Source organism: Streptosporangium sp. NBC_01810 (assembly GCF_035917355.1).
Lineage (GTDB): Bacteria > Actinomycetota > Actinomycetes > Streptosporangiales > Streptosporangiaceae > Streptosporangium.
In genome coordinates, this window is the sequence record NZ_CP109070.1 from 4,407,665 (window position 1) to 4,428,034 (window position 20,370).

The 20,370-nt window shown below is 67.7% G+C and carries 15 protein-coding genes; 6 read left to right on the forward strand and 9 right to left on the reverse strand.

The genetic code is table 11. From position 1 onward, the window contains the following. The first annotated feature begins 58 nt into the window (after positions 1–58). Together OIE13_RS19070 and OIE13_RS19075 are read left to right on the forward strand one after the other, a co-directional pair. On the forward strand, positions 59–2,455 hold the full coding sequence (locus tag OIE13_RS19070; RefSeq protein WP_326637923.1) for a helicase-associated domain-containing protein: 2,397 nt from the start codon (positions 59–61) through the stop codon (positions 2,453–2,455). A 256-nt stretch (positions 2,456–2,711) separates the two neighbouring features. Then, a complete protein-coding gene (locus OIE13_RS19075) occupies positions 2,712–3,506 on the forward strand; it encodes an ABC transporter ATP-binding protein (RefSeq protein WP_326637922.1) in 795 nt (264 codons plus the stop codon). A 42-nt stretch (positions 3,507–3,548) separates the two neighbouring features. On the opposite strand, the gene OIE13_RS19080 is transcribed toward OIE13_RS19075, so the two are convergent. Beyond that, complete coding sequence (locus tag OIE13_RS19080) at positions 3,549–3,896, reverse strand: hypothetical protein (protein ID WP_326637920.1); 348 nt, start codon at positions 3,894–3,896, stop codon at positions 3,549–3,551. A gap of 119 nt (positions 3,897–4,015) precedes the next feature. On the opposite strand from OIE13_RS19080, the gene OIE13_RS19085 reads away from it, so the two are divergent. Further along, complete coding sequence (locus OIE13_RS19085) at positions 4,016–4,336, forward strand: GroES family chaperonin (RefSeq protein ID WP_326637919.1); 321 nt, start codon at positions 4,016–4,018, stop codon at positions 4,334–4,336. Positions 4,337–4,376: 40 nt separating this feature from the next. Here OIE13_RS19085 and OIE13_RS19090 read toward each other — a convergent pair whose 3' ends face one another. The 4 genes from OIE13_RS19090 to OIE13_RS19105 form a co-directional block, all read right to left on the reverse strand. Continuing rightward, positions 4,377–5,330, reverse strand: coding sequence for a hypothetical protein (locus OIE13_RS19090; protein WP_326637918.1), 954 nt, complete (start codon positions 5,328–5,330; stop codon positions 4,377–4,379). Between the two features lie 90 nt (positions 5,331–5,420). Next, a complete protein-coding gene (locus tag OIE13_RS19095) occupies positions 5,421–5,690 on the reverse strand; it encodes a hypothetical protein (protein WP_326637917.1) in 270 nt (89 codons plus the stop codon). 179 nt (positions 5,691–5,869) lie between these two features. After that, the gene (locus OIE13_RS19100) at positions 5,870–6,700 is read right to left on the reverse strand and encodes an ABC transporter permease (protein WP_326637916.1); all 831 of its coding nucleotides are present in this window, start codon (positions 6,698–6,700) and stop codon (positions 5,870–5,872) included. Further along, positions 6,697–7,710 carry an ATP-binding cassette domain-containing protein gene (locus OIE13_RS19105; protein ID WP_442811542.1) on the reverse strand — a complete coding sequence of 338 codons (1,014 nt, stop codon included), beginning with the start codon at positions 7,708–7,710 and terminating at the stop codon, positions 6,697–6,699. The genes OIE13_RS19100 and OIE13_RS19105 overlap by 4 nt, the downstream gene beginning before the upstream one ends. A 125-nt stretch (positions 7,711–7,835) precedes the next feature. On the opposite strand from OIE13_RS19105, the gene OIE13_RS19110 reads away from it, so the two are divergent. Then, positions 7,836–8,606 (forward strand): TetR/AcrR family transcriptional regulator, encoded by a 771-nt coding sequence (locus OIE13_RS19110; protein WP_326828473.1) that lies wholly within the window; start codon positions 7,836–7,838, stop codon positions 8,604–8,606. 82 nt (positions 8,607–8,688) lie between these two features. Here OIE13_RS19110 and OIE13_RS19115 read toward each other — a convergent pair whose 3' ends face one another. The 4 genes from OIE13_RS19115 to OIE13_RS19130 all read right to left on the reverse strand — a co-directional run bounded on the left by OIE13_RS19115 (position 8,689) and on the right by OIE13_RS19130 (position 16,452). Continuing rightward, a complete protein-coding gene (locus OIE13_RS19115) occupies positions 8,689–11,958 on the reverse strand; it encodes a type I restriction endonuclease subunit R (protein ID WP_326828474.1) in 3,270 nt (1,089 codons plus the stop codon). 62 nt (positions 11,959–12,020) lie between these two features. Beyond that, positions 12,021–14,426 carry a type I restriction-modification system subunit M gene (locus tag OIE13_RS19120; RefSeq protein WP_326637910.1) on the reverse strand — a complete coding sequence of 802 codons (2,406 nt, stop codon included), beginning with the start codon at positions 14,424–14,426 and terminating at the stop codon, positions 12,021–12,023. Between the two features lie 17 nt (positions 14,427–14,443). Next, positions 14,444–15,160 (reverse strand): RloB family protein, encoded by a 717-nt coding sequence (locus tag OIE13_RS19125; RefSeq protein WP_326637908.1) that lies wholly within the window; start codon positions 15,158–15,160, stop codon positions 14,444–14,446. Further along, on the reverse strand, positions 15,157–16,452 hold the full coding sequence (locus tag OIE13_RS19130) for an AAA family ATPase (protein ID WP_326828475.1): 1,296 nt from the start codon (positions 16,450–16,452) through the stop codon (positions 15,157–15,159). The genes OIE13_RS19125 and OIE13_RS19130 overlap by 4 nt, the downstream gene beginning before the upstream one ends. A gap of 264 nt (positions 16,453–16,716) precedes the next feature. On the opposite strand from OIE13_RS19130, the gene OIE13_RS19135 reads away from it, so the two are divergent. Further along, positions 16,717–19,152 carry a type I restriction-modification system subunit M gene (locus OIE13_RS19135; protein WP_326828476.1) on the forward strand — a complete coding sequence of 812 codons (2,436 nt, stop codon included), beginning with the start codon at positions 16,717–16,719 and terminating at the stop codon, positions 19,150–19,152. Continuing rightward, on the forward strand, positions 19,145–20,365 hold the full coding sequence (locus tag OIE13_RS19140) for a restriction endonuclease subunit S (protein WP_326828477.1): 1,221 nt from the start codon (positions 19,145–19,147) through the stop codon (positions 20,363–20,365). Before OIE13_RS19135 ends, OIE13_RS19140 begins: the two co-directional genes overlap by 8 nt. Positions 20,366–20,370: the final 5 nt, after the last annotated feature.

A 20,370-nucleotide genomic window follows, 5' to 3' on the forward strand; every position in this document is an offset into this window, starting at 1 on the left:
CGTGGATGTTTATGGCTCACGGAGAGTCCCCGCGCGAGATTCCTGAGAGAGCTGCGAGATGGACGATCACCTGCTCGGCTGGTTGAAAACCCTCGACGAAGAACGGCTCGCCCGAGTTCTGGCCAACCGGCCGGACGCCATCGCCCCGCCGTGGCCGCGCCGCCTGGACACCCTGGCGCAGCGGCTGGGCAGCGGGTTCGCGGTGATGGAGGTCATGCGCGGCCTGCCGCTGCCCTCCCTGGAGGTGGCACAGGCCTCACTGACCCTCGGCGAGCAGGCCGGGCCTGAGGCGGTGGCCCGGTTCATGGGCGTGCCCGAGGCCGAGGTGGCGCCCTGGCTCGACCTGCTGTTCGACCACGCCCTGGCGTGGCCGGACGGTGAGGGCCGTATCCGGGTGGCCGAGGGGCTCGCCCGGTGGTGGACCGCCCCCTGCGGGCTCGGTGAGCCGCTCCCCAACTACCTGAACTCCTGGACCGTCAGCGCCGACGCGCTGCGCGGGCTGGCCAGGACCCTGGGCCTGCCGAACGGCCCGAAACGGCACACGGTCGCCAGGGTCACCGAGATCCTCTCCGACCCTCAGCGGGTGATCGCGCTGCTGGAGAAGGCCCCGGAGGGCGCGAGGCGGCTGCTTGAGGAGTTCGCCTGGGACGGTCCCGTCCGAGACGTGGACGGCGGCGCGTTCGTGGTGCCGGGGGCTCCCGAGAAGTGGGCCGCCGATCACGGGCTGCTCTTCCGCCCCAGCTGGAACGTGGCCGCGATGCCTCGTGAGGTGGCGCTCGCGCTGCGCGGCCCCGACTACCATCCGCCCTTCACCCCCGTACCGCCCGACCTCGCCACGGTCCCGGTCGATCCCGAGGCCGTCGACCACCTGATGACCCTGGCCGCGCCACACGTGGTGGAGCGCTGCGCCGCCATGCTGGAGAACACCGCGAAGTTCCCGCTGCCGCTGCTCAAGGCAGGCGGGGTGGGCGTGCGCGAGGTCCGTCGAGTGGCCAGGGACACCGGCTGCGACGAGGACGAGACCCGGCTGCTGCTGGAGGTCTGCGCGGTGGCCCGGCTGCTGGCCTGGGACGATTCCGCCGGCGGGCTGGTGCCCACCGAGAAGTTCGACCGCTGGCGGCTGGACGACGCGGCCGCCAGGCTCCGGGTACTGCTGTCGGCGTGGTGGCGGATGGAGCGCTCGTCGCTCCGGAAGGTCGACGGCAAGTACGGCACGGTGCTCGGCGACGATCCCGCCGGAGCCATGGTCGCCCGTGCTCGGAGGGCGGTGCTCGGCGTGCTGGCCCGTCTGCCCGCCAACACCGCGTGCGTCGACCGGGCCGGGCTGGTCGAGTCCACGTACTGGCACGCCCCGCTGCTGGACCGGTCGCTGCTGGCCGAGTGCGCTTCCGCCGTGTTGGAGGAGGCCCGGATGCTCGGGCTGGTCGCCCTCGACACGATCACCGACCTCGGCCGCGCGATAGCCGGGCTGGACGCCTTCCCCGGCGACGAGATCGACGACTCCACGCCCCTGGTGGAGAACGATCCCGTACTGGTCGAGTGCTCCACCAGGGCGCTGGCCAGCGTGCGGCGGAGCGCGCTCTTCGGCGCCGACCTCACCGCGGTGGTGACCGGCCCGCCCGCGGGCGAGCTCGCCGAGCTGCTCGACCGGGCCGCCGAGCGCGAGTCGCGCGGCGCGGCCTCGGTGTGGCGGTTCACCCCGGCCAGCGTGCGCCGGGCCATGGACTCCGGCTACACCGCCGAGGGCCTGCTGACCGACCTCGCGGAGGTGGGCAGGGTTCCGCAGCCCCTCGACTACCTGATTCACGACGTGGCCAGGCGGCACGGCGAGGTCACGGTGACCACCGTCGCCTGCATCGTGCAGGCCTCCGACCCGGCGCTGCTGGCCGAGATCGCCGGGCACCGGCGGCTGGGCAGGCTGGGCCTGCGGCTACTCGCCCCGACCGTGCTGGCCAGCGCGATGCCCGCCGACAGGACCCTGACGGCGCTGCGGGAGAACGGCTACGCCCCGGTGCCCATCGAGGACACCGGGGAGATCACCATCCGCAGGGCCCGCGTCGAGGAACCACGGAACGGACGGCTGATCCTGCTGCCCGGGGGCAGGGTCGCCGAGTTCGAGCAGCCCCCGTACCCGCTGGTGGAGCCGCCGCCGGACCCTCGCGAGCACGCTCAGCGCCTGCTCGTCGCCGAGGGCCAGGCCGCCCAGTCCGGCGGCAGGACGTGGGCGGTCATCGGCCGCATGGCCTCCCGCCTGCCGACCGCCCAGCAGTCGCTGCTCGGCTTCGTCGTCGACCGGGGCGTGCGGGCGGCGATCACGCTGACCGACGGCCTGACCGCCACCATCAGCCACGGCGAGCTGCGCAGCGGCGTGCTCGACGCGTGGTGCGAGGAGGCGGGCGACTACCTGGAGTTCCCGCTCGCCGACATCATCGAGGTCCGCGGCGCCTACGCCTGATCCCGTCCGCTCCACCTCGTAGGCCTACCGGGTCTGCCGTCTCGGCTCCGCTCCCGCACGCGGCGAGGGCGAACACGAGGCCGACGGCCATGAATCCCCGCTGCGGAGAACCGGTAGGGACATTTCCCTCTTTGAAGGATAGGCTTACCTAAATGACTATTTCATTAGATTAGCCTTACCTTGGCCATACCGGCAGGGAGGGGTACCCGGTGAGTAGGGACGTCGTGGCCATGGCCGCGTCCGAGAGGGAACGACGTTGAGACTGTACGGCACCGGCCTGACCCTCTCCTACGACAAGCGCGTGGTGGCCAGAGATCTGGACGTCACGATCCCCGACGGGTCGTTCACCGTGATCATCGGTCCCAACGCGTGCGGCAAGTCCACGATGTTGCGGGCCCTGGCCCGCATGCTCAAGCCCCGCGCGGGGGCGGTCCACCTGGACGGATCCGTGATCACCTCGCTGCCGTCCAAGGAGGTGGCGCGCAGGTTGGGCCTGCTGCCGCAGAGCTCGATCGTGCCCGACGGCATCACGGTCGCCGACCTGGTGGGCCGGGGCCGCTATCCGCACCAGCGGATGATGCGCCAGTGGTCCCGCGAGGACGAGGCCGCGGTGGCGGCGGCCATGGAGTCGACGGACGTGACCGAGCTGGCCGACCGCTGCGTGGACGAGCTCTCCGGCGGCCAGCGCCAGCGCGTCTGGCTGGCCATGGCGCTGGCCCAGGAGACCCCGATCCTGCTGCTCGACGAGCCGACGACCTTCCTGGACATCGCCCACCAGATCGAGGTGCTCGACCTCTGCGCCGACCTGCACGAGCAGGGCAGGACCCTGGTCGCCGTACTGCACGACCTGAACCAGGCCTGCCGCTACGCCACCCACCTGATCGTGATGCGCGACGGCCGGATCGTCGCCGAGGGCGACCCCTCCTCGATCGTCACGGCCGGGCTGGTACGGGAGGTCTTCGACCTGCGCTGCGAGATCATCAAGGACCCGCAGAGCGGCACCCCGCTGATCGTCCCCGAGACCCGCCGCCGCGCCGTCGCCAGGACATAGGCGCGGGGCCGCGTCCGAAGGCGGCGGGTCTCCTCCGAGAGGCTAGCCCTCCAGCGCGACCCGGCGGGCAAGGCCCAGCGGGAGGCCGCCGGAACCCGCCAGCGTGTCGTGGAAGGTGCGCAGATCACCGCGGCCCGCGGCCAGGTAGTCGTCGCGGATGCGGTCGATCTCGTCCTCGAAGTCTCCGGGGCCTTCCGTGCCCTGTCCCCCCTGCTCCCCCTGCAGCCGCTCCAGCCAGCGGCGCGCCTGCCGCTCCCTGGCGAGGATGCCCGCCTCGGTGAAGTCGCCGAGGGTCCTGTCGTACCCCGGCGCGCCCGCGAGGGCGGCATAGATGGGATTCTCCGCCAGATACCAGTCGATAAATTCGCTTACGAGCGCGGGAGACGTCATAGCGCGAGATCCTACTTCGCAGGCGATTTCACCACCGATGTCGTTGCCGACCGGCCTTCTCACGACCCGAGTCCACGGACAAGCAGGCACGGCTCCGCGGTTCCCATAAACTTCATGACGTGGGTGACCCGAAGTTCGAGATCCAGATGCTCCACGACCGCGTCATGGTCAAGGTCGAGCAAGAGTCAGAGGAACGGCGCAGCACGGCCGGCATCGTCATCCCGGCGACGGTGAAGATGGCCAACCGCCTCGTCTGGGGTGAGGTCTGCGGCGCGGGCCAGAACGTCCGGGCGGTCAAGGTCGGCGACAAGGTCCTGTTCAACCCCGAGGACCAGTACGAGGTCGAGGTGCACGGCCAGCTCTACCTGGTCATGCGCGAGCGCGACCTGCACGCCATCGCCACCCCGCAGACCGACAACGGCACCGGCCTGTACCTCTGAGCTCCGCGAAGGACGTCCCCACCGCTCGGTGAGAGACCCCTTACCTCCGGGTGTATCCGAGATAGAGCTTGTTGTTCCAGTCGGCGGCGGCGAAGGCGGCCAGCACCCGCGTGGTCTTGCCCTTCAGGGTCGACAGGACCACCTGGTAGTGGTTCCCGGAGGGGATGACCGCGATGAAGTGCTTCTCGTCCCACCACCCCCACAGGGCCTTCGGCTTGATGCCGGGCACCTTGGCCGCGAGCCTGCCCGAGGTGCGATCCCAGACGCAGACGTGCTCGGTGTGGCTGGACGGGCACCAGGTCATCAGGCCCTTGCCCGAAGGGGTGAAGGCGTCCTCCCCGCCGGCGGGTCTGCCGGTCTTGGCCAGGGTGCGGCGGATCGTGCCGTCCTGCCCGTAGAAGCGGGCACCGCCCTGGTACTCGGCCACCACCTCGGTGCCGTCGGAGCTCCAGCGGAACCGCGCGGCCTTGTCGACACCGGCCACGGTCACCGCCTTGGCGCTCTTCGCCGACACGTCGACGACCACGAACCCGGAGGCCACCCACGCCGAGCCGCTCTTCCGCTCGGTGGTCAGCACCGCCTTGCCGCCGTCGCGGCTCCAGTGCACGTAGTGCGCGACGAGCGGCTTCTTCACCGTACGGATCCTGGTGCCCTTGGAGGTCGCCAGGTCGAGCAGGACGACCGAGTCGTAGCCGCTCTTGTAGGAGGTGGGCACCGCGAGTGCGTTGCCCCCCTTCGGCGCGACCGTGACCTCCTGGTAGGCGGCCTGCCGGGTGAACCCGTCGCCCCTGCGCAGATAGGTCATCTTGCCCAGGGAGTAGGAGGTCACCCTGAGCGGGTCCGTGGAGTCCTCCCGTACGGTGACCCGGGTGCCGGGCAGCACGGTGTCAACGGGTGCGGCCTCGGCGTACGCGGCCGCGGGGAGCGGAACGATCGCCGAAGCCAGCACGACAAGGCAGCCGAGGAACCGGTAAATCCCAGGAGTCGCGGGCACGCCGGAATCCTAAGCCGGAAATCTCCCAAGATCCCGATCTAGACCGAATCGGTTAGAACAGGTGTAAGAGGGGCTCAGGGTGGTGATGGTTCATGCTTCACCCGTCACCGCCCCACACCTCAGACACTCCTCGACCACGGGGACGCGATGGCGCCGGTCTTCGTAGAACCGGTGACCGAGCGCCGCCACGACGAGCACCCCGCCGAGCAGCAGGAGCATGAACGGCCCGTACTTCTCATGTCCAATCAGGCCCATGACGAGATGGGCTATGCCTGCGGCGACGATGATCGCGCCGACGTTGAGCAGTTCCTTGTTGAGCGTCCACCCCGAGGCGGATCGTTCCCGTTCCGTCTCACTCATGTCCCCAGGTTCACTACCGTCAGTTACAGGCTCCGACGGATTCCGTCACCACGATGTAAAAGGCGGAGCGGCAATGTAAAACGCGGAGCATCTTCTCGCGGCGGCAAACGTTGTGATCCATCGGGAAACAGGGCTTCCCCCGGCCGCACAGAGATCTGACGGCCGGGAGGCAGACTCCGTCAGCCGCCGAGCCGGCGGAACCTGCGCGCCGACAGCGGCAGGAAGACGGCGATCAGCAGCAGCGGCCAGACCACCGCCATGAGCGGGGCGTTCTGCACGATCCACGACTCCCCCGCCCAGCCGGGGTTGTCGAAGAGCCCTCTGGCGGCCGTGGCGGTGGCCGAGAGCGGGTTCCACTGCGCGATCGCCCCGAGCCAGCCGGGCATGGTGGCGGGGTCGACGAACACGCTGGACAGGAAGCCGACGGGCCAGACCAGGATCTGCACCGACGTCACCACCTCCGGCCCTCCCGCGACGAGGCCGACATAGATTCCCACCCAGAGCAGGGCGAAGCGCAGCAGCAGGAGCAGGCCCACGGCGGCCAGCGCCTCGGGCAGGCCGCCCTCGGCACGCCAGCCGAGCAGCAGCCCGGCCCCGATCATGACGGCCAGCCCGACCACCGAGTTGAGCATGTCGGCGATCCCGCGGCCCATGACGACCGCCGAGGCGCTCATGGGCATCGAGCGGAACCGGTCGGTCACGCCCTTGGCCGCGTCGGTGGTGACCGCCATCATCGTGCTCTCCAGGCCGAAGAGCATCGTCATGGCGAACATGCCGGGGATCAGGAAGTCGAAGTAGCCACCCCCACCGGGAACACCGATGGCGCCGCCGAACAGGCCGCCGAACATCAGCACCATCATGACCGGGAAGAGCCAGCCGACGATGACCGTCCCCGGGCGGCGGACCCAGTGATTCAGGTCGCGCAGGGTGATCGTCCAGGAGTCGGCCAGTGCCCAGCCGAACCGGGAGAGCGGAGAGGTGGCGGGCAGGGTCGAGGTCGTCGTACTCACGCGGACACCTCCGTACGGGCCGCCGGGGCGGGGGCCGGGAACCGCTCGCCGCCTGTGGCGCCCGTCAGGTGCAGGAAGACCTCGTCGAGCGTGGGGCGGCGCAGCGTGACGTCGATCGGCTCGATTCCGGCGTCGCCGAGCGCGGTGGCCATGGTGACGAGTGCCCGGGTGCGCTCGGCGACCGGGATGCTGACCCGGCGCGATTCGGCGTCCACCTGGATCCCGCCGGACGCGACCCGCGCCGCGAGCGCCTCCGCCCTGGCCACGTCCGCCGGATCGGCGAGGACGAGGTCGAGCCAGTCGCCGCCGATGGCGGACTTCAGCTCCTCCGGGGTGCCCTCGGTGACGACCCGGCCCGCGCCGAGCATCGTGATCCGGTCGGCCAGCCGGTCCGCCTCCTCCAGGTACTGGGTGGTGAGCAGCACCGTCGTGCCGGAGCCGACCAGGTCACGGATGGCCGACCAGACCTCCTGGCGGGCTGCCGGGTCGAGGCCGGTGGTGGGCTCGTCCACGAAGAGCACCGAGGGCGCGACGATGAGGCTCGCCGCCAGGTCGAGTCGCCTGCGCATGCCGCCGGAGTACTCGCCGACCGGCTTGGCCCCGGCGTCCGCCAGCGAGAAGCGCTCCAGCAGGTCGTCGGCCCGCCTCCGCGCCCCGGTGGCCGGCAGGTGGTTCAGCCTGCCGAACATCACCAGGTTCTGCCGCCCGCTGAGGATCTCGTCGACCGCCGCGTACTGGCCGACCAGCCCGATCCGCTCGCGAACCTGCCGCGCCTGCGCGACGACGTCGAATCCCGCGACGCTCGCCCGGCCCGAGTCCGGGCGCAGCAGCGTGGACAGGATCCGGATCACCGTGGTCTTGCCCGCGCCGTTGGGCCCGAGCAGGCCGCAGACCGTGCCGGCCGCCACCCGCAGGTCGAACCCGTTGAGCCCCGTCCCCTCGGAGGCACCCGCATAGTTCTTGCGCACGTCGTGCGCGGCGATCGCGAACTCTGCCGCTTTCACAGTCACCCGTTTCACCCCTTTTCGCCCGTCTTCTCATCCGGTGCCGTCGCACCTCTAAAGCGTAGACTGTACCGTACATCGTACGGCTCGGTTACGGTGGTCTCAACGACGAGAATCTGGAGACCGTTCCCTTGAGTGCGAAAAAAGCTTCCGACGCCGACCCGGCACGCAGCCTGGCGCTCCTGTGGGGCTCGCACAGCAAGCCGGGGCGCTCCGGGCTCACCGTGCGCTCGATCGTCCTGGCGGCCATCGAGCTGGCCAACGCCGAGGGGCTCGAAGCGGTCTCGATGCGCCAGGTCGCCGAGCGGCTGGAGGTCGGGACCATGTCCCTCTACACCCACGTCCCCGGCAAGGGCGAACTGGTCGACCTCATGGTCGACACCGCCTACGGGGAGCTGTACGCCGATGTGGACACTCCGTCCCGGCAGGCAGGCGGGTGGCGGGGCGCGATGGGGTTCGTCGCCGCCCGCAACTGGGACCTCTACCGGCGCACCCCATGGATGCTTCAGGTCATCGACGCCCGCTCCACGCTGGGGCCGAACGCGTCGCTCAAGTACGAGGCCGAGCTACGCCCGCTGGACGGCGTCGGCCTGACGGACGTCGAGATGGACTCCGTCCTGGCCCTGGTCCTCAGCCACGTGCAGAGCACCGCCAGGGCCGCGGCCAACCAGGAACGGGTCCGGCAGGAGAGCGGGATGACCGACACCGAGTGGTGGCTGTCCAACGCCCCGATGCTCGACAAGATCATGGACGGCACCCGCTTCCCCGTCGCCTCCCGCGTCGGCGAGGCGGCGGGCCAGGCCCACCAGGCGATCTCCGACCCCGCCCACGCCCTCACCTTCGGCCTGGACCGCATCCTGGACGGGGTCGCCGCCCTGATCGCGAGCAGAGATCACCCGTAGGCCGGACACTTACCGGGCTTTCATCCCGTGACCCGTCGACCTGGATGATCTGTGCCGTCCATCGGCGGGAAGATCCCGGCCGTCAGTCCTCACGGAAGTGCTCGATATCGGCGCAGACCACCTGAACGATCGTCGCGGCGGCCGTCGCGGCAGCGGCGCGACCGAGCATGCAGCGATCGATGAGCAGTTCACGGACCCCGACGCGGAGGGCCTTCTGCAGGTAGTTGCTCTGGGGGAAATGCGGAGGACGGACCCCCTCGCGGATGAGAACGACGAGTTCCCTCGCCACCGTGACCGCGAGACCGGGTTCACTCGCCGTCCCCAACTCCTGGGCCAGAACCTGCTCCATGATGCTGTAGATCGGCCCCTCGGTATGGGGCGCCAGGCCCAGCGCGAGGATGTCCGCCTCCGGCGCCAGTGTCTGCTCGACCAGTTCGCGCAGTGCTTCGGCCAGTTCCTCCCATGAGTCGTTCAGCCGCCGCAGGAGGTCGTCGATCTGCTCGCTGATGCTCTGGGCACGGATTGGGTCGGTGGCCGAGACGCGCTCCAGGTGGTGCCTGAGGGCGTACTCCAGCTCCCGTGCGCGGTCGCGACCGCTCCTGATGGCGTCGACCGCTTCCATGAAGCCGGGAGTGGTGATCTCCACCGGGGGAACCTGCTGTCCGGCCTGGCCCGCGCGGACGTGCTCGTCGAGCAGCTCGCGCAGCAGGGCACTGTGACGGTAGACGTCCTGCTGTCCCAACTGCGTGTCCCGGAACAACCGTCGGGCATGCCACTGGACGTCGTAGACCGCCCTCGCCAGATCGAGATGTTCAAGGGCCTCATCACGCGGCAGCAGCCGCTCGACGCCGAGCAGCAGGTCCTCGACCGCGGCGTCGAACCGGCGGCGGGTACGGGGATCTTCGAGCAGGTGGAGCATCTCGGACCTCCCCTCCTCGCTCTCGATCATGTCGATGTCGAGCTCCACGAGCAGATCGCGCATGCACTTGGCCGCGCTCACCAGGCGGGGCAGCTCGTGGTCGAGCAACTCCTCCCGCATCCCGGTCAGGTCCTCCTGGTCATAGTCCGCGAGCGCCCGCCCGAGGTTGTCGATGATGCCCACGTAGTCGACGACGAGCCCGTGGCGCTTGTTGCGGGCGGTCCTGTTGGTCCGCGCGACCGCCTGGAGGAGCTCCGCGTCCCGGATGGAGCGGTCGATGTAGAGTGCCTGCTCCAGCGGCGCGTCGAAGCCGGTGAGCAGCATGCTCTGGACCACCAGGAAGGCGATCGGGGCCGGTCCGCTCTCATCGCTGAAGGCATCGTCACGGGCGTACTTCGTACGGTCGTGCTCCGCCCAGGGCGTGTCATCCGTGTAGCGAGGTTCGGCCCGCGAAAAGGGAGCGGGAACGGGAGTGGAAAACGGCGCGACGAACCGGTCCGTGTGCTCCTTGTGCGCCTCGGACGCCGTCCACCGCCTCCAGTCCTCCGGATCGCCGTCCCGGTGCGAGATGACCGTGGCGAACTCCACCCTGGCCAGGAGCCGGCGGAAGCGGTTCGCCATGGCGAGCACCGGGGCCTCGAACCCGTCATGTGCCCCCTCGTCCTGCCGGTGGAGCCGCGCGGCGGCCAGGAGCGCGTCCCTGGCCTTCCCCAGTGCCTCCCCGTAGCGCACGGCCGCGAGCCTGGACACCGCGACGACCTGTGCCTTGAAACCGTCTGGCAGGCCCGTGAGCACCCAGTGGGCGAGCATGTCACGTGCCTTGGCCTCGATCAGGTCCCTGGACTCCAGGATCTCCCGGAGTGCGACGACGGCGGGGCCGCCGCCCATCTCCCGCTCCATCGCCAGGTCGAGTTGGACCCGGTCGATGAGATGACCGGGCAGGTGGCGCCCCTCGTAGCGGATGGGCACGATGGTGCGGTCCGTCTCGGCCTCGGTCAGACCGTAGTGGTCGACCGTGATGCCGAACAGGCTCCGGGTCGTCTGCTTGAACGAACGGACGATCGGGGTGCCGGTGAAACCGATCATCGCCGCGTTGGGAACCGATGCCCGTAATCGCTGGTGGAAGGTGCCCGACTGGGTCCGGTGGGCCTCGTCGACGAGCAGCAGGATGCGGCTGCTCTTGTTGAGCACGGTGGTGGCGAACTCGACGCCCTCGGAGTCTCCTGCCAGCCCTGTCACCGTCCGGGGCCCCGCGTCGTCCCTACGCGCCTGCTGGATCATCATCTGGAACACGCCGGGAACGCCCCGGGTGAGGTGCCTGCGGGCCTCCCGGCTGCTCGTGAGGACCTTGACCTTCTCACCACTGAGCCGCAGGACCGGGGTGAGCTGGCGTCGTAGGTCCAGCCGATCGGAGACCACCATCACCATGAGGTCTTCCAACCCCCTGGTCGTACGGATCTTCCGTACCAGGAAGGTCATGGTGAGGGTCTTACCGGCGCCCTGGGTGTGCCAGAGCAGGCCTCCCCGATCCTGCGGGGAGACCCCGTGCCGCAGCCGGAAGACCATGGCGTGGACTGCCTTGAACTGCTGGTGGCGGGCGACGATCCGATTGTCGGTCCCACTCCGGTGGGTGCAGACGGAGAAGTTTCGCACCAGGTCGAGAAGGTGGGCCGGCCGGAGTGCCCCGGCGAGCAGGGTCTCCAGCTCGCTGAGCGGACCGGGCACGCTCAGCTCGGCGCGCACCTCGTCCTCGGCGACGGGCAGGGTCGTGCGCCAGACGGCGAAGTCCTCGGGCCGGGAGGTGACCGTCCCCAGCTTGGCCCCGACGCCGTCCGTGGCGACCAGGACCTGCACGTAGCGGAAGAGCTCGGGCACGCTCCGGTCGGGGGCCAGCGCACGCTCCCCCGTCCAGGAACGCAGCGCGTCGACTGCGTCGCGCACCCCGCCCACCAGTGAGGCGACGGCCGCCACGACGAACGGAATACCGTTGACATATCCGACGGCGTCGAGACGGATGTCGGACACACCGCCGTCGCGGGGTCGCTCGACGGGATGCCCGGTGACGAGGAGGAATTCGTTGGCGCCCGGGGCGTCCCAGTCGACCAGCCGGACGACCTGCCGCCTGCCGCCGTCCCAGTCGGACAGTCCCTCGACGTCCACGCCGGACTGCAGGACCTCCAGTACCTTCCGGTTGCCCTCCACCATGTCCATGGGGATGCGGCGGGTCAGTTCCTCCCAGACCTGCTCCAGACGTCCGGGGTCGAGCCACGGCTGACCGTCGCGCAGGTTGATGCGCCGGACGGCGGCCAGGAAACGGTCTTTGAGCAGCCCTTCATGGTGATCGCCGATGTCGCGGGCGGTCTTCATGGACCAGTCGACGGCCTCGTGCCAGCCCAGCCGCCCCAGAAGCCTGGCGATCCTCTTCTGTGCCACATGGTTCACGGTGGCCGACCGCCCCTTCTGAGCAAAATGTGGGAACTGAATCTAGCGCTAGGTCACGACATTTGCTGACGTTTCCTGCGTGGGTATCCCAGGTCGCGCAGATGTACGGCAAGACGGGCCGCGGCCTCCTCGCGCTCACGTTCCAGGTCTTCGAGCGAGATCTCGTACTTGTCGGCGAGCCTGCGAAACCCGGCGGTCAGCTCACGCCTGGCCGCCTCCAGACGCTCCTCGATCCGGGCGGTCACGTCCTGGCCGAACACGTCGACGACCAGCTGTCCCGCCTGCTCCGAGGTGAGCTTGGCCGCCTCTGTCTCAATGGTGGTGGGCAGGACCGCCGCAACGGAGTCGACCGCCTTACCCACGATGTCGCGGTCGCTCTTGAGCCTCTTCAGATCGGCCGCGGGAACACCCTCCTCCTCGGCGGCCTTCACCTTGGTGTCGAGCTCGGCGTAGGCGGCCTCCGCGGCCTCAGCTCCTTCGCCGTACCAGGGGATCAGCCGTTCGACGAAGGGACGCTCACGGACCGCGCGCCACTCGGCGCCCGTCGTGGGCTTGGGCTTTCCGCGAACCCGCCGGGTGGGAAGAGCCGCCACCGCGCTCGCGGCCCAGGCCCCGATCAGGTGTATCGGCCCCTGTGCCGCGAGCGTCTTCACGTCGGCCAGGTTGTCCGCCCACCACTCGGCGACGACGCCGGCCGCGGTGAACTCGTCCAGCAGTGGAATGGACGCGACCACCTCGCAGAATGAGGAGATGAGCGAGGCCCTGGCCGCCATCGGGGCGCCGTTGACCGGCAGTTCCTCCAGCAGTACGGCGTGCTTGCGCCACCAGGTCTCGACGGCGGCCCGGAAGGCGGCCTCCCGATCTCCCGCGAGGCCGTCCACGCGGGCCGCCGTCGCCTCGTGCCCTTCGGGCAGGAAGTCGAGGTAGCCGTCATCCGGGGCGGTGAAGAAGGCGGCGGGCTCAAGGCCGTAGGCGGTGAAGGCGGGGGCGAGCGCCTCGACCTCGGCGCGGGGGATGCCGCCGTAAAGGTGGGCGGAGACGTCCTGCGGCTCCGGCTCCGGTGTGTTGTCGACCCACCTGCGGATGTTCAGGTTGGCGCCGTCGTCGAGCAACTCCTTCACCGGCACAACCCGGGAGAAACCGCCGATCTCCCGCCACTCCTGGTAGGTTCGTACGATCTTCTCGGCGTGTTCCTCCCCGAGGATGTTCTGCTTGCGCCCACGCCGGTACTCGCGGTCGGCGTTGACGAACAGGACCTTGTCCCGGGCGTGTGCGGGCTTGTGTCCGGGCGCGCGGAGAATCAGCAGGCAGATGGGGATGCCGGTGCCGTGCAGGATGCCGGCCCCCAGGCCGATCACCGCCTCGACGGCGTCGGCGCGGAGCAGGCTCTCCCTGATCTCCTTCTCCACCCGGTCGCGGAACAGCACTCCGTGCGGCATGACGGTGACCGCCACGCCGTCGTCGGCGAGCGAGGCGACCATGTGCTGGACGAACATCAGGTCGGCGCTCGGCGAGGTGCCGTGTTCGAACCGCCGGTAGTCGCGCGAGGTCGCGACCCCCTGGTCATAGTCCTTCCAGGAGAACTCCGGGTTGCTGAGGATCCGGTTGAACCGCTGGGGCACTCCACCGTCAAGGTGCCGGGGCTCGGCGAGAGTGTCGCCCAGCCTGACGTCGGCGTCGCGGATGCCGTGCAGTAGCAGGTTCATCCGGCCGGCCGCCCAGTGCGCCGTCGACAGCTCCTGCCCGGAGAGCGAGACCGTGTGCGCCTGGCCCGGGTGGTGGTCGGCGATGTACTCACGGGCGTAGACGAGCACGCCGGCCGAGCCCGCGCAGGGATCGTAGACGGAGTCGCGAGGACGGGGTGCGGCGAGGCGGACCATCAACCGCACCACCGAACGGGCGGTGTAGAAGTCGCCGCCCTTGGAGTCGACGCTCTCGGCGAAGTCCCGCAGCACCTTCTCGTAGGCCAGCCCGATCAGGTCGGGAAATTCGAGATCCTCGTCCCTCAGCCGGATCCCGCTGAACAACCGGACGAGCTCCACCAGGGTCGCGTTCTTCAGCTGGGCTCCATCGGGGGCCCGGTTGAAGTCAATGTGCCGGAGCACTCCGTCGAGATCCTCGTTGTTCTTCTCCAGGCCGTGCAGGGCGGCGTTGAGGTGACCGCCCATCTCCATGCTCCGCCCCGCGAGGCTCGCCCAGCGCGACTCCGGGGGAACGAATATCTCAGTGCCGTAGGTCTCGGGGTCGTCGGCCGCCTCCGTGGCCTCCGCCGGGTCGCGCGTACGGGCCAGTTCGGCGTCGTACGCGCACTGCCAGGCCCGCTCGAAGGCGTCGGAGCACCGTTTGAGCAGCAGCAGCGCGAAGACGTAGTTGCGCTTGGCGGAGACGTCGAGTTTGCCGAGGCCGTTCGCGGCTTCAAGGAGCAGGTTTTCGAGCTGGGGAAGGGTGACCCTGGACACGAGGGGGGCTCTCCGGGTTAGGCGGTGGTGAAGCCGAGGCTTTCCAGCATGACGTAGACCCCGGTGGAGGGATCCCTTTTCAGGATCGGACAACTCTCGTGGTGCGGCTCCCGCCTGCCGTCCGCGACGCGGCGGTCCGGATCGCACAGGCCGCTCTCACAGCCCGCGTCCAGCTTCCTGGCCAGCTTGATCGCCTGACCGAGGTTGGCCGAGAGCGCGGCCTGGCGGACCGGAGAGAGGAGCCGCTTGTCCTTCTTCGGAGCGTAGTCTTCGAATCCGGCGGTCCCCTGGAGCTTGGAGACCAGGAAGGCACTGCTATCCCCCTGGGGGGTGGGGCGCCCGGGAGCGAAGTGCAGCCAGAGCCACAGGTCAAAGGAGGGATGGGAGAAGGCGACCTTGATCTGGTTCTTCCTGGCGAGAACGGCTGCAGACTCGACATCGGGGTGCTCGTCACGGTCGAACATGACCCAGACATTCTCGCGATCACCTCGATAGAGGCCTTTCCGCACCTTGATGGCGCGTTCAACCGCTCCCGTGGGCTTGAATCCCTCCGGCCTGGTGTAGGGGATGACGTGGAAACGCATCGTCTTGCCGAAACTCGCTTCCAGCAGCTTGAGATAGTCGCCCTCGGTCTCTCCCTCGCACACGACGTACAGGGTCTGCTGAGACCGGTTGGTTCCCAGCTTGCGCCCCGGGTGCACATCCTTCCCGGGAACGGCGTTGCGACGGCTCACGCGCTACACCCCTGTGGCTCGGCACGTGCCTCGTCGTCCGGCACGTAGGCGATCGTGTCAGCGACGTCCCCGCTGTGCACTCGGGGGATGCCTCCGTAGGCGCCGGACAGGTAGCGCCGGGCCAGCGGCTCGCCCTTGCGGGGCCGTGCGTCGGTCAGCGGGTAGAGCTCCGAGCGGCCTCCGGCTCCCTTCTCCGTGATCCATACCTGATCCCGGTCCAGGGGTTGCTGGGGGTGCAGACCGCTGATCAGGGTGGTGTCGTGCACGGTGGCCACGAACTGGGCGTGCCGGGGATTGGCCTCCTCGCTGCGGAAGGTCCGCACCACCTCGGCGGCCAGCAGGGGATGCAGGCACGCGTCCAGCTCGTCGACGAGCAGGAGCGCCCCGGTGTCGAGCGCCTCCAGCATGGGACCGATGAACGCGAACCACGACTGGGTGCCCGCCGACTCGTCGTGGAAGTCCATCGGGACCGGCCCCGACTCCCCCTCGTGGATGAGGCGGATGCGCGGCTCGCCCAGCTCGAAGTCGACCTCCGCACCGCAGATCCCGAGGTCGGCCACCTTCAGCAGCGCCACGATCTGCCGCCTGCGCACCGGATCGCGGAGCATCGTCCCGGTGAAGTCGCGCCGCGCCTGTTGGTCGTGGCCCATGCTGACCCACCAGAAGTTCTTCCCGAACCAGTCGCGGAGCGGGGAGAGCTGCGGATGGTTGTAGTCGGCGGCGACGGTGAGGAAGAGCGCGGTGGCCTTCGTCCGGGGGACCAGACTCTCCTTCGCCCCCTTCATCCCCTCACCGGGAAACCGGAACGGCTCGGCGGCATCGGCCTGCCGCTCGAACCAGACCTGCCTGCGCGCCTGGCCACCCGGATAGGCGTGCAGCCACTCGGCCTCCACCCGCTCGTCGGAGACCTCGAATCCGTAGACGTAGCGGTCGCCGTCGAGGACGAAGTCGGCCTCGTAGTACGAGGTGCGCAGGCGCGCTTCGAGATCGAGCATGAACGCCTCGCGCGGCACCGGGCTGCGCCGCCGCCAGTCGTCGGCCACCGAGTCAGCCGACCACCGATCGACGGAGTGGAGCACGGCCTGCTGCATCCAGCGCATGGCCTCGATCACATTGGACTTGCCCGATCCGTTCGCGCCGTAGATCACGCTTGACGGAACGTACGAGAGATCAGGCTCCTCCGGCAGGCCCACCAGGCGGCCTGAGCCTTGGTTGAACTTGCTGGCGGTCAGGTGCAGTTCGAACTCGTCGCGGAACGACCTGTGGTTGGCCGCTCTGAATCTCAAGAGCATGGAAAGCCCCCTAGCACGGGTCCTGGTTCCATATTAGGAGGTTCTGCGGAGAAAACCTACACAGAACGCAATAAAACTCGATCCATTCTAACAGGGCTGGTCACGATCCGAGAATGTCCCGTCACGATCCGTATCCGCCGGGCACACTGGGGGCACCCGGCGATGGCCGGATTGGGCTGGACCTCATGGCAGTGAAAAGTCATAAATGTCCGCCAAAAGGACTAGCCTCGCATCGCGTACTACCTGCTAGGAAGGACTCACCACGTGGCCAAGCTGACGCTCCCGCAACTGGAGCGCCATCTGTTCGGGGCGGCTGACATCCTCAGGGGCAAGATGGACGCCTCGGAGTTCAAGGACTACATCTTCGGGATGTTGTTCCTGAAACGATGTTCCGACCAGTTCGACGCGGTCCGCGAGAAGGTGATCGAAGACCGGATGGCCGAGGGCGTTTCCCCGGAACGAGCGGCGGAGATGGCCGACAAGCCGTTCTTCTACCCGCGTGACTTCTATGTGCCGCCGGAGTCCCGCTGGAAGTGGATCAGAGACAAGTCCCGCGCCTCCCATCTCGGTGAGATGCTCAACACCGCCCTGGAGAGGCTTGAGGAGGAGAACACCGACGCTCTGCGCGGCGTGCTCGGACACATCGACTTCAGCCGCCGCAGCGGTGCGGCGGCGCTGAGCGACAGGAAGCTCCAGCAGCTGATCGACCACTTCAACCGCTATCGGCTGCGCAACGCCGACTTCGAGTTCCCCGATCTCCTCGGCGCGGCGTACGAGTTCCTGATCGGCGAGTTCGCCGACTCGGCCGGCAAGAAGGGCGGCGAGTTCTACACCCCGCGCGGCGTGGTCCGGATGCTGACCCAGTTGGTCAGGCCTCGGCAGGGAATGCGGATCTACGACCCGTGCGTGGGGTCGGGCGGCATGCTGATTCACGCGCTGGAGTACGTCGAGGAGCACGGGGGCGACCCTCGCGATCTGTCGCTGTACGGGCAGGAGTACAACGGCAACACCTGGGCCGTCGCGAAGATGAACATGATCCTGCACGGCATCCTCAACGCCGATCTGAGGAACGACGACACCCTGGCCCGACCGTTGCACGCCACCGACGACGGCCACCTCATCCAGTTCGACCGCGTCCTCACCAATCCGCCCTTCTCCCAGAACTACGAGAAGACCGGCATGGAGCACCGGGAGCGTTTCGAGAAGTACGGCTGGGCGCCGGAGAGCGGCAAGAAGGCCGACCTGATGTTCGCCCAGCACGTGCTGGCGGTGCTCGCGCCGAACGGTGTCGGCGCGGTGGTCATGCCGCACGGGGTGCTGTTCCGGGGCGGCGATGAGAAGAGGATCCGCCAGGGGATCATCGAGGACGACCGGCTGGAGGCCGTGATCGGCCTCGCCCCGAACCTCTTCTACGGCACCGGCATCCCGGCCTGCGTGCTGATCCTGCGCGGCAGCGCCCAGCGCGACCCCGAGCGTCGTGGCAAGGTCCTGTTCATCAACGCCGACCGCGAATACACCTCCGGCCGCGCGCAGAACTACCTGGACCCCGAGCACGCCGAAAAGATCGTCTCCACCTTCACCGGCTACCGGGACATTCCCGGCTTCGCCCGGGTGGTGGACATCGAGGAGTTGCGGGAGAGCGAGTTCAACCTCAACATCCGGCGCTACGTGGACAACACTCCCCCGCCGGAGCCGCAGGACGTCCGGGCCCACCTGCACGGCGGGGTGCCCAAGTCCGAGGTCCGCGATCGGCGCCCGCTGTTCGACGCGCTCGGCATCGATGTGGCGAAACTGTTCGTCGAGCGGGACGCCGACTACTACGACTTCCCCCCGGAGGGCTGGGAGGCGGCGGCGGCCCGGATTCCGGAGCTGGCCTCCCCGGTGGAGAGACGGTTCGGCGAGGCGTTCGACGAGTGGTGGAGAAAGCATTCCGAGATCGTGGTCGCGTTACCGGAGAGCGGTCACCCGATGAAGGCCCGGACCGAGCTGCTGGACCTGTTCGTGACCGAACTGGGACCGCTGGGCGTGCTCGACCGGTTCGAGCTGGCGGGGGTGACCGCCTCCTGGTGGAGCGGCGTCCAGTTCGACATGCGGACCCTGGCTCAAAACGGCTTCGGCGGCGTGGTGGAGAGTTGGTTGTCGACTACCGCAAGCGCTTTCGCCGGCGATGACGACAACACCCCCGGGGACAAGCAGCGCGTAGCCGCCGAACGCCGCAAGGCCCGGCAGCATCCCATGGTCGCGCTGGTGATTCCCGACTATCTGAGCGCCCTGGAGGACGAGGAGTCGCGCCGGACGGAACTGGACGCCCAGATCAAGGCCGCCATAGCGACGCCGGGTGACGATGACGCCGAGGAGCCCGAGGAGACGATCAGCGCTGCTGAGCTGAAGAAGCTGAAGGCGGAGCTGTCCATGGTCCGAGGCAGGATCCGCCGGCTGGAGAATGTCTTCGTCGAGCAACTGTCGGCGGCGGTCCGCCTGCTCGACATCGACGCGGAACGGGACCTGGTTCTTCAAATCTTCGAGAACGGCCTGAGGCGGCGTCTGGAGGACAAGGTCTCCGTCCGCCGTCGGATAAGCACCAATGTTTATCGTATATGGGGCGACAAATACGCGGTCACCCTCCGCGACCTCGAAGCCTCCCGAACAGCCGCCACTACCCGTTTGGACGCCCACCTCAAGGAGCTCAACTATGCGTGAACTTCCTGAGGGCTGGACTTCCATGCCGCTGTTGGAATGCGGAACCTGGATGTCCGGTGGCACACCTTCCACAGACAACCCCAGCTACTGGGGAGGAGATATCCCATGGATCAGCGCAGCAAGCCTAAAAGACTTTTACATCCGTGACTCGGAGCGGCGGATCACGTCGCTCGGCGCTAGGTCAGGAACGCGAATGGCCCCAAAGGGGGCGGTCCTCTTCGTTGTGCGCGGCATGAGCCTTAAGACCGAGTTTCGCGTTGGCGTAACGCAACGCGAACTATCTTTTGGACAAGACTGTAAGGCCATCATTCCCAGACCAGAAATCGACGGCACGTTCCTCGGACTTGCTCTCAAAACACACTCAAGCCAGGTTCTAGGTATGGTCGATGAAGCCGGACATGGGACCGGTCGCCTCCCCATCGACATGCTCTCTCGACTAAGCATCGATATTCCATCAAAAAGAGAACAGCAAAATATTTTAAATATCTTTGAGTCAATCGATGCGAGAATCTCAGCAACAGGGCGCATCATAGCCAAACTTGAGAGGATAAACACAGGAATTAAGCATAGAGAAATAGAAACATTCCTATGGTCTGCACAGAATTCAAGATCCCTGCTCCCGCTATCCGCAATAGCGGAAATAAGAAGCGGAGTTACCCTTGGTTCAGAACCTCACGGCACAGAATCTATCCAAGTACCCTATCTAAGGGTTGCCAATGTTCAAGATGGACACATAGACACCAGGGAAGTTAAAACTATACGCATAATGCGCAACGAGCTAACCAAATATCTACTTTTAAAGGGGGATGTTCTACTGACAGAGGGCGGAGACTTCGACAAGCTCGGGCGTGGCGCCGTGTGGGACGCCCGAATTTCTGAGTGCATCTCCCAAAATCACATTTTCCGGGTTCGGTGCGACCAATCTCGCCTTATTCCGGAATTCCTGTCAGCTTATACCTCATCACACCACGGGAAGCGATACTTCCTCAGTATTGCCAAGCAAACCACCAATCTCGCAACCATAAATTCCACTCAGCTGAAATCTATGCCCATCCCCGTCCCATCTTTGGAAGTTCAGAAGCGGCTGGTCAACGCACTTGAAGCGCACAGCGCAAAAGTAACGACCGAGAAGAAGCAGCTAAAACAGCTCATGTTGATCAAGCAAGGCCTCATGAAGGATCTACTAACGGGCAAAGTTCGAGCAAACAGCTAAGTTAA